The organism is Deltaproteobacteria bacterium, assembly GCA_009929795.1.
GTDB lineage: Bacteria > Desulfobacterota > Desulfovibrionia > Desulfovibrionales > Desulfomicrobiaceae > RZZR01.
In genome coordinates this window covers 1-2,453 of sequence record RZZR01000263.1, presented here as the reverse complement: position 1 = coordinate 2,453, position 2,453 = coordinate 1, and the positions used below count along the sequence as shown (strand labels likewise).

The window sequence follows — 2,453 nt, the reverse complement described above, 5'->3', positions numbered from 1 at the left end:
CCCACGGACGAGCCGGTTCCCTGACAGCCTTTACCGAAGGCACGCGCGTTCTTCTTCTGCTCGGGGTCATGTACAAACAGGCCGGGGGCCAGGAAAACGACCTAACCACTTCCATGCGCCAAAAACTGGAATCCACCCTGGAGACCTTGAAAATCAGAAAAGCAGATGTGTTTCAGATCGTATGTAGTGGGCAGACCAACGGCCAGGTCCAGGCCATTCGGGGTTGCTGCAGCTTTGACGGCGGCCTGTCCGCCCGAGTCCACTATTTTGAAAAGGAACTTGGGGGTAAAACACCCCGCACGCTTCTTTTAGACAATGGCAATGCCTTTGCCCATCGGGGCGATCAGGCCGAAATTCAAAACGATCTCGTCGTCCGGGTCATGAACGCCATGGGCTACGACGCCATGGGCCTCGGCCCCCTTGACGTCTCCTTGGGCAGCGAGACATTGCGTCGGATCCTGGCCGAGGCCAATTTTCCGGTTGTGGCCACCAACCTCCACGTAGATGAGGGCCAGCCATGGTTCCTTCCCTGGATCCTCCTGGAAAGCGATGGAATCAAGGTGGCCATCCTCAGCGTACAGCCCGTTCAAACCTTGGCACCCGGCTTGAATCTGGAAGACCCGGAGACGGCGCTGGCCCGAACATTTTCCGAAGTCACCGACAAAAGTGACCTCATCGTGTTGCTCTCGCAATGCCCTGGGGATACCAACCGCCGGATCATGAAGTCATTCCCCCAAATCAACGTGCTCGTTACAAACACAAAATCCTTTGGAAAAACGAATGATGATTTTGTCGAACTGACCACCGAACGTCGCGGAGGCAGGATCGGTCTGCTCCGTTTCGTGCAACATCAACGGCAAGACATGACCGTTCTGGATCGCAAGAGTGTGGCGTTGGCCATGGCCAACGCCTATTTCGACCCGGCCACCCAGGAGATGATCGACAAGGCCCTGGGGGTCGCCGAATAACCTCAATATACAGGCTGAACTGATGAAAAACCCTATTCTCGGAAGCCTTTTCTTCCTGATGGCCTTGAGCTTTGCCTGGTCTTGGCACGCCCTGGGCCAAGACCAGCAATTCGCCCGAGTGGATCCGAAAAGCGTCGATCGACTGGATTCAGCCCAGGTGACCATTCTGGACACGGCCGAGTCCCGGGCCTTGCTCGGCCGGGACGACGTGATATTCATCGACAACCGGCCCAGTGAGAAGTTCGAGGCCCTGGGGCATATCCCCGGGGCCTTCAACCTCCCCTATTTTGTCAAGGGACACCCCACCAACGTCATGACCCGGGATCTTCTCGCAGCTGCCGTCGGAGACAAGATCATCGTTTTCTATTGCACTGGCAACGAGAGGGCCTTTCACGCCGCCGTGGCCGCCATGGAATGGGGCTTTCCGCCTGAAAAAATCTTCTGGTATCGGGGCGGATTCAACGCCTGGACCCGGGATCAGAAGGGGTGAGCATGACCGATTTCTTCCGACGGAACGTTTTCAGGGCCGAATTTTTGCTCCTGGCCCTGCTCCTGGGCATGACCGTGACCCTGGGGCTGGATGTCTGGCTGACCATGGCCACCGGCCACGGCCTGTGCACGACATCGTCATGCGAGGTGGTCGGCGAGTATGTCCGCATCGGCGAACTGCTCATGGTCCAGGCCGGAGCCGGATTTTTCCTTTTCCTCTGGCTCTTGGCCCTGGTCGCCAAACGGACCGGCCCAACCCTCTGGCATCTGTTCACCATCGCCCTGATCGGGGCCCTGGCCTTTGACGGTGCCATCCTAGGTTTTCAGTTCGTGGCCCTGGGCGAGAAATGCCAGCTCTGCATGATCGTCGGCCTGGGCCTCTTTCTGATTCTTTTCCAGTACGCCTTTGTCCGCCGTTCCGTCCTGGTTCTCCTCCTGGGCCTCGCGGTCTGGACCTCGGGCTTCGTGGCCAACAGCGTTTTGAAGCTCAACCCGACCACCCCGGCCCTGGAAAACACGGCCTTTCTCCAATGGCCTTCCGAAAGCGACCCTTGGAAGGAATATCCCTCCTTCCACCTCTTCTTCAGCCTGCATTGCGGCCATTGCGCCAGGGTCATGGCCAATCTGGCCGCCAACGACATGGCCGGGTTCCCCTGGACCTTTCACATGACCGACACCAAGTCCAAGGATCTTTCCCGGGCGGCCCACATCCTGGCCTCTGAAGACACGGCCGAGAATCCCTTCCGCTCCATCGTGTCGGTCGAGCGGGCCGCCGATCTGCCCGCCATGGTTTTTGACCCAAAGACCGTAGCGGCCACCGAATGGGCCAGGGACTACCTCCGGGCCGCCGGACATCGAGGCGTGCCGCTGCTCCTGGTCGATCTCGACCGAAACCGCCGCATCGTCCTGTCCGGGATGAACTCCATCCTGAGTTATCTGGAGGAGGAAGGCCTTTTACTCGAACACGTGGATGACGGAGACGACTCCTTGTTTGAT

The 2,453-nt window shown here is 58.7% G+C and carries 2 protein-coding genes; both read left to right on the top strand.

Translation table 11 applies throughout. The features are described from left to right. The first annotated feature begins 990 nt into the window (after nt 1-990). Nucleotides 991-1,458, top strand: coding sequence for a rhodanese-like domain-containing protein (locus tag EOM25_13995; GenBank protein NCC26286.1), 468 nt, complete (start codon nt 991-993; stop codon nt 1,456-1,458). 2 nt (nt 1,459-1,460) lie between these two features. Next, nucleotides 1,461-2,453 (top strand): hypothetical protein (locus EOM25_13990; GenBank protein NCC26285.1); only part of this gene is annotated, 993 nt, incomplete at its 3' end.

What these genes read in the sequence shown, in the direction of transcription:
- EOM25_13995 (NCC26286.1), top strand. Translation starts at nt 991, where the DNA reads ATGAAAAACCCTATTCTCGGAAGCCTTTTCTTCCTGATGGCCTTGAGC.